Origin of the sequence: Paraburkholderia sp. (assembly GCF_035656215.1) — a bacterium.
Taxonomy (GTDB): domain Bacteria; phylum Pseudomonadota; class Gammaproteobacteria; order Burkholderiales; family Burkholderiaceae; genus Paraburkholderia.
In genome coordinates this window covers 1-7,313 of record NZ_DASRSY010000043.1, presented here as the reverse complement: position 1 = coordinate 7,313, position 7,313 = coordinate 1, and the positions used below count along the sequence as shown (strand labels likewise).

The 7,313-nt window shown below is 61.3% G+C and carries 5 protein-coding genes, 1 tRNA gene and 1 pseudogene; 4 read left to right on the top strand and 3 right to left on the bottom strand.

Features of this window, described 5'->3' with window-relative positions:
* The 3 genes from dnaQ to VFE81_RS02240 form a co-directional block, all read left to right on the top strand.
* Nucleotides 1–674, top strand: a 674-nt coding sequence (gene dnaQ, locus VFE81_RS02250) for a DNA polymerase III subunit epsilon (protein WP_325043029.1), incomplete at its 5' end; no start/stop codon positions are given.
* 48 nt (nucleotides 675–722) lie between these two features.
* Nucleotides 723–797: transfer RNA gene (locus VFE81_RS02245), tRNA-Val, on the top strand.
* A 485-nt stretch (nucleotides 798–1,282) separates the two neighbouring features.
* Nucleotides 1,283–3,160, top strand: a complete 1,878-nt coding sequence (locus tag VFE81_RS02240) for an ABC transporter ATP-binding protein (protein WP_325043028.1) — start codon at nucleotides 1,283–1,285, stop codon at nucleotides 3,158–3,160.
* A gap of 190 nt (nucleotides 3,161–3,350) precedes the next feature.
* Here the strand turns inward: VFE81_RS02240 and VFE81_RS02235 are convergent, their stop codons facing one another.
* From VFE81_RS02235 to VFE81_RS02225, 3 genes are all read right to left on the bottom strand, one after another.
* Nucleotides 3,351–3,815: a DUF2214 family protein gene (locus tag VFE81_RS02235; RefSeq protein ID WP_325043027.1), complete on the bottom strand. Its 465-nt coding sequence runs from the start codon at nucleotides 3,813–3,815 to the stop codon at nucleotides 3,351–3,353.
* A 150-nt stretch (nucleotides 3,816–3,965) separates the two neighbouring features.
* Complete coding sequence (locus VFE81_RS02230) at nucleotides 3,966–4,820, bottom strand: hypothetical protein (protein ID WP_325043026.1); 855 nt, start codon at nucleotides 4,818–4,820, stop codon at nucleotides 3,966–3,968.
* Nucleotides 4,821–5,094: 274 nt separating this feature from the next.
* Nucleotides 5,095–6,159 (bottom strand): glycosyltransferase family 4 protein, encoded by a 1,065-nt coding sequence (locus VFE81_RS02225; RefSeq protein WP_325043025.1) that lies wholly within the window; start codon nucleotides 6,157–6,159, stop codon nucleotides 5,095–5,097.
* 691 nt (nucleotides 6,160–6,850) lie between these two features.
* Here VFE81_RS02225 and VFE81_RS02220 point away from each other — a divergent pair.
* Nucleotides 6,851–7,313: pseudogene (locus VFE81_RS02220) on the top strand (ABC transporter ATP-binding protein); the annotation flags it as partial.

The following is a 7,313-nucleotide window of genomic DNA, read 5'->3' as shown; positions in this document are numbered from 1 at the left end:
TCCTTGAACTCGGTTGCGTCGAAATGGTGAACCGCCGGCTCACGGGCAACAACCTGCACTTCTACATCAACCCGGAACGCGACAGCGATCCGGGCGCACTGGCGGTTCATGGGCTGACCACCGAGTTCCTGAGCGACAAGCCGAAGTTCGCCGAGATCGCCGATCAGATTCGCGACTTCATTCAGGACGCGGAGCTGATCATTCACAACGCGCCGTTCGACGTCGGCTTTCTCGATGCCGAATTTGCGCTGCTGGGTTTGCCGCCGGTGAAAACCTACTGCGGCGAGATCATCGATACGCTCGCGCGCGCCAAGCAGATGTTCCCGGGCAAGCGCAATTCACTCGATGCGCTGTGCGACCGCTTCGGCATCAGTAACGCGCACCGCACCCTGCACGGCGCGCTGCTCGACTCTGAATTGCTCGCCGAAGTTTATCTGGCGATGACACGCGGCCAGGAAAGCCTCGTCATCGACATGCTCGGCGATTCGCACGGTGGCGGTGATGCGCACGCGCCACGCATCGCGATCGATTCGCTGAATCTGGTCGTGATTGCTGCGAGCGACAACGAAGTCGCCGAACATCAGGCCGTGCTCGACGGCCTGGACAAAGCGGTCAAAGGCACGAGCGTGTGGCGCCTCGAACCCACGCCGGCAGCGGATGAGCAAACCGCTTAAAAAGTACTTTACGAGCCTGGAAATCCCTGACATAATTCGGCTCTCTTCGGGTGGTTAGCTCAGCGGTAGAGCACTGCCTTCACACGGCAGGGGTCACAGGTTCAATCCCTGTACCACCCACCAGATTCGCGTGACCCGCAAGAGAAAGCCCTCGAACGTAAGTCGAGGGCTTTTTTGTTTTTGCATGCATGCCGGCATGCTCCGGATTGATCGCGTACGGGCGCACTGAAGCGCACTTGCGCCTGCTCCGCGTCGGAGTCAACACCGAACTTTCGTACGATTGCAGTCGCCAAATACTGCTGATATAGTCAGTCCTCGGGCACTAGCCCCGTCTACTTTCACCACCTCATTCGACTACAGGGAGGCGTCACATGTTCGCAGTGCATATCGTCGTCCCTGGAATGGTCTCTCGACCATTCTCGCGACTTTAAGTTCGTCGCGTCGTCGCTCACGCGGTTCTGCCTGAACAGGCCGTCCGCGCAAATTCCAGACAGTCCGTAGTCTCGTTGCCGGCATCGTTGTCGATATATCCCGGCTTGCTTGACTGTCTCTTCCTTTCGCTTCTGACTGGAACCTCGGTGCGCTCGCGCGCCACCGGGTCGTGGCAAATGACTAGAAAAAAACTCGACTTTCGTGGACAAGCCTTCAGGGATGTCCTCGGCTTCACCTTCCGTCACTGGGCCAAACAGCCTTGGCGCATCTTCGCAATTGCCGCGCTGGCGCTGCTCTCGGCATTGGCAGACATCTTCACGCCGATGTTCGCCGGACGGCTCGTCGACGCGATCGCGTCCGGCTCGGCCGGCGACGCCGTCGCGTGGCACGCTGCGATTACCGCCTTCTGTGTGCTGGGCGCGCTTGGGCTGAGCGCCACGCTGCTTCTCCAGGGCGTGTTCTTCAACCTCATCAGACTGACGCTCAAGATGATGAGCGACATCGCCGCCAACGCGTTTCATCGCGTGCAACGCTTTTCGACGGACTGGCACGCCAACAGCTTCGCCGGATCCACTGTGCGCAAGATCACGCGCGGCATGTGGGCGCTCGACCTGCTCAACGACACGCTGCTGGTCGCACTGTTGCCATCGCTCACCATGCTGGTCGGCGCAACGGTGCTGCTCGGCTGGCGCTGGCCGATGATGGGCGCGGTCGTCGGCATCGGTTCGGTGCTGTATATCGCGGTGACCGTGGCCATGTCGCTCGGCGTCGTTGCGCCCGCCGCACGTCTCGCGAACGCATGGGATACGCGCATGGGCGGCGCACTCGCTGACGCCGTCAGCTGCAATGGCGTGGTGAAAGCGTTCGGCGCCGAAGAGCGCGAGGAAGTCCTGCTCGAACGCGTGATCGGCAAGTGGCGTCATCGCACGCGCCGCACGTGGACGCGCGGCACGATCAACGGCGGCTTGCAGGGTGGCATGCTGGTGGCAATCCAGGCCTCCATTCTCAGCGTCGCGTTGCTGTTGTGGGTGCGCGGCGAAGCGAGCGTTGGCGACATCACGTTCGCGCTGACGATGTTCTTCATGCTGCAAGGCTATCTGCGCGATGTAGGTATGCACATCCGCAACCTGCAGCGTTCGGTCAACGACATGGAAGAACTGGTGTCGCTGGAAAACCAGCCGTTAGGTATCGAGGACCGCCCCGGCGCGGGCCCGATCGCGATCGGCAAGGGCGAGATTCGCTTCGAGCACGTGACCTTCCACTACGGTGCGAAAGCCTCGCCGCTCTATGACAACTTCTCCGTGCGCATCGCGCCGGGAGAACGCGTTGGGCTGGTTGGGCATTCTGGTTCGGGGAAGACGACCTTCATCAAGCTGATCCAGCGGCTCTACGACATTTCGGAAGGCCGGATCACGATCGACGGTCAGGACATTGCCCGTGTGCGGCAAACGTCATTGCGCAGCCAGATCGCGATCGTTCAGCAGGAGCCCGTGCTGTTTCACCGCTCGCTGGCGGAGAACATCGCCTATGCCCGGCCCGGCGCGAGCCGCGCCGAGATCGAACGCGCCGCGCGGCTCGCCAGTGCGCACGACTTTATCGCGACGTTGCCTCAAGGCTACGACACGCTGGTGGGCGAACGCGGCATCAAGCTCTCGGGTGGTGAACGTCAGCGCGTGGCTATCGCACGGGCGTTTCTCGCGGACGCGCCGATCCTGATTCTGGACGAAGCAACCTCGAGCCTCGACAGCGAAAGCGAAGTGCTGATCCAGCACGCCATGGAGCGGCTGATGGTCGGCCGCACGACTCTGGTGGTGGCGCACCGTCTTTCCACCGTGCGAGCGCTGGACAGGCTGCTGGTGCTGGACAAGGGCAAAGTCATCGAGGAAGGCAGTCACGAGGCGTTGATCAGACTCGAGAACGGGCTGTACAGGCGGCTGTTCGAACGTCAGGCGCTGGAATTGATCAAGGGTTTGAGCGATTCGGAGGTCCTGCACAAGACCGACGGCGCGAAGGCGAATCGGCTCGATGATTCAAGCCTGGTGGTAGAGAAGTAAATTGCTGCAAACGTGCGGAGCGTCACGCAGAAGCCGCCGGTAAGAGGCGTTTTCTGCTGGCGTTGCGCACGCCCTCCTTCGTTCGCCCGCGACGTTTCTCACTTAACCGGATCGACGATACTGCGCGCATTCGGCGCGTCGCGGTCCAATGCGACGAACGCGGCGAACCGGCCAGCGCTTCAACCCGCGACTAGACCACACCCGCGGGCAACCCGACACCGCGCGCCATGCCGGTAGCCGCGAACACCATCAAAACCAGCAGCACAGTCTGGATCACGCTGAGATGCGCATACAAACGCGCTTTTCGCAAATCAGGCGGCTCGCCTTTTCTGACAGAGGCGCGCCAGCGCATCAGCGCGAGCATTGACGGGACTTCGAGGATAAGTATCAGCACGAGCAGCGTCATCTTGACGTGAAAGAGCGGCTCATGCAGGTAGTAGTCGGCGCCCTTTTCGAAACCGCCGAAGGCGCGCATCAGACCGGTGACGATCAGCACCAACGCCGAAATACCCCATCTCGTGTCGGCGCGGAATACGGATCGCAACGCAGCGGGCACGCTGGCTCGCCGAAGTGACCAGGTGCGCCGGAGAATCGACGCGAGGGCAAAGCCATAAGCAAGCAGATGAAGGGCGGCAAGCAACCAGCGAACCAGCATAGCGACTCCTGCAAACGACGCAATACGATCGATGTATGTCTCTCACCCACCCTCTGAAACACCGGGTGGCACTTATTATTATCGACTACCGCTCACTCTATGATGCCTGCTTCGGCCGCGGGGCGTGGCCGACTGCACAAAGCGACGGATTCAGACTTGCTGTAACGATGTGTCGAGCGCACGCGCGGCGACCCAATCGCCCTCGGTAGTCAGCGCGGTGCGGAACACGGTCTGCCGATTGTGGCCGGCCGCAGCCGGCGAATCCCACAGCAATTCGATTTTCGGACGTCGACCGAAGGCACCGCGAGTCAACGCAGGTGCGCCGACCGGACCGAGCGGCGCCGCTGGGCCGCGCGGCTCGCCGGCAACACCGAACGCCACGACGGGGGTAGGTGTCGGCGGCGCGCTCACGTCTGGGGCTGCCGCCCATCGCACGGACAATTCGCGGGCGTCGTACTGACCCACCTTGCGACGCTCGGCCCAGACGACCACCGTGCGTGTGGCCGGATCGAGCGCGACCGCATAGCGGCCGATCGCAAAGCGTCGCGCGGCGATATTGGTTCGCCACAGCGCGCGCGGCCGGCAAATCCACACGACCGCCGCGTACAACGCCGGTGCCGCCAACAGCCAGCCGTTGGTAGCCGCTACCGCCTGCGCGGCGCGCCGCCAACCGGCGCTCGCCGCAAACGCGCCGACCGACCAGACCGCAAACAGGAATCCGAGGAAAGCAAACAGACGCAGCGCTTGCCGCAGCCATTGCGGCAGCGGATGCAACGGACGCTCGGCCACGGCACGCGCGCCCGGCAGGAAGATCAGCAGGAACAGGAACACCAGGTTGATACACGCCCACGGCGAGGACACCATCGCGGACAGCGACGAGCCCAAGTCCATCTGCGCCATCGAAAAAAGCCAGCGAGCGAGGAGCACGAGACCGATGGCGCGCAGCGCGAAAATCGTTCCGGCGCCGGGCGCCGCGTTCGCACGCGACTCTTTCGTTCTCGCCAAGGCATCCTCCTGTCGTCGGCGGCGCCGCAGCCAAATTTGCGGCACGGCCATTATAGGGATATTACGGAGACAGGCTCATGCTTGCCCGTCCCAAAACCGTACTTTCTGCCACTCACGCACCAAAACGCGGCGTTCATGCAACAACGCCCCGTGGGCAAGATGCACGCGGGGCGTTCCTGGGGCGCAGTTGGACCATCTGATCGCTGGGGGTGCCGAGCTGTGGACGCCGAAAGCGCTCCAGCAAGGCGGCCCGACTGCCTTTACTTACCGCACATCAGCTGGCGTTGACTTCGCGCAGCACCGTGCGATGCTTCTGACGCAGCAGTTCTTCGTAGGTGGCGACGTAATTCTGCGCCATCACCTTCGACGAGAAACGCGATTCGAACGCCGCACGCACCTTGGCGCGCGGCAGCGTGTGCAGACGCTTCACAGCGGCAACCGCGCTGATTTCGTCTTCCACGACAAAACCCGAAACGCCGTTTTCGATCACTTCCGGCACCGAACCGCGATTGAACGCGACGACCGGTGTACCGCACGCCATGGCTTCGATCATCACCAGGCCGAACGGCTCCGGCCAGTCGATCGGGAACACCAGTGCATGCGCGTTGCCGAGAAACTCACGCTTTTCGGTTTCGCCGATTTCGCCAATGTATTCGACGTGCGGGAGCGCCATCAGCGGCTTGATCACTTCTTCGTAATAGGCACGGTCGGCCTTGTCGATTTTGGCGGCGACCTTGAGCTTCATGCCTGCCTGGCCGGCGATGCGGATCGCGCGGTCGAGACCCTTCTCCGGCGAGACGCGGCCGAGGAATGCGAGGTAGCCCGGCTTGACGTCCTTGATCGGCGTGAGCACGTTTTCCGGCAGGCCGTGATAAACGGTTTGCAGCCAGTTCGCCTGTTGCAGCGGGATGCGCTGGTTGTCCGAAATCGACACCACCGGCACGTCGCTGAACGTATTGAAGATCGGTTGCAGTTCCGGCAGATCGAGACGGCCATGCAGTGTGGTCAGGAACGGCACCGGCTGGCGGGCGAACAGCGAGAACGGGTAGTAATCGATGTGGAAATGCAGCACGTCGAATTCCTCCGCGCGGCGGCGCACTTCTTCGAGCAGCAGCATGTGCGGCGCCATCACGTCGCGAATGGTCGGGTCGAGGCGCAACGCCTGCGGCCAGAAAGCTTCGAGTTTCGCCGAGGTTTGCGAATCGCCGCTTGCGAAAAGCGTGACGTCATGGCCCTGTTCAACCAGCGCTTCGGTCAGGTTGGACACCACGCGTTCCGTACCACCGTAAAGCTTGGGCGGAACCGCCTCGTGCAAGGGAGCGATTTGAGCGATTCGCATAATGAAGAACTCCTCGTAAAAAATCAGGCAAAAATACTGCGTTTGGTAAAAGCGACTCGCTTGCTCGCCAGGGCAGTCGGGCCGGATATGCCGGCGCGGGCCTGATTCTTTCGAGAAATCCTGCGATGGATCGCTTGGGTAGTGAGCCCAGTTCAGCGGTTCGCTGTCTGCGCATGTGCCGGTAAACGCACACATGGCACCTACGTTGACAAACTGTCAGAAATTTCGGTGGGCCAACAGAGCATGCATTATCGGTGCCGGGCATCTCGCTGCACCACAACATTTCAAAGTCTTTACGTTGTTACAAAGAAGAAACACTTTACAAACCCTTGTTTTATAAGACAGTTCTACAGTAGCAACTGACTTGCAACGCTGACCCGAAGGCGGCAACTGTAAGCTCCTGTGTCAACTTTGCCGGCAGGCGTTGAAGAATTGCCGCACTGCAGTTGAATGCAATTTGTAGTTATATCCCGAAATATTCCGCAACCTGCATGAACCACCGCGCCATTGGCGGGTCGAGCAACAGTAGGTCGCGGTCGTCTATCGCGAAATCAGTCGCGCCATTGCCCGGATACACAGGGCGCAATCGCTTTTGCATGTTTACAATGCGAAGCATCGGCTTCGTGGCGAACGCTTTTGCTGTGGCCCATGCCTTGCACGCACAACCTGAACACACCAACCTCACGATCAATTGGAACACTTAACCATCGCCCAGCGTAATGTCCAGAACGCAAAGCTTGCGAGCTATGCGCATAGGCCGCTTGCGTTTCTTTTCCGCTTTATCCGCCGCCATCCGCTCGCGCATGCGATCGTCATGTGCAGCGTGTTTGCGGCTGTCGGCTGTGCGCTCGCTTCGCAATACGCGATCAAGCATCTGATCGACGTGCTCGGCGAAGGCCGGCATCACCCCGGTCCACTGTGGGGCGCGTTCGCCATCCTGGTCGGCCTGATCGCCGCCGACAACATGCTGTGGCGGGTCGGCGGCTGGGTTGCCGCGCATACGTTCGTCGTTGTCACCGGTGACTTGCGGCGCGACCTGTTCCAGTATTTGAGCGGCCACTCGCCAACTTACTACTCGGAGAAACAACCGGGCATGCTGGCGAGCCGCATCACGGCAACGTCGAATGCGGTCTACACCGCCGAGAACACCACCG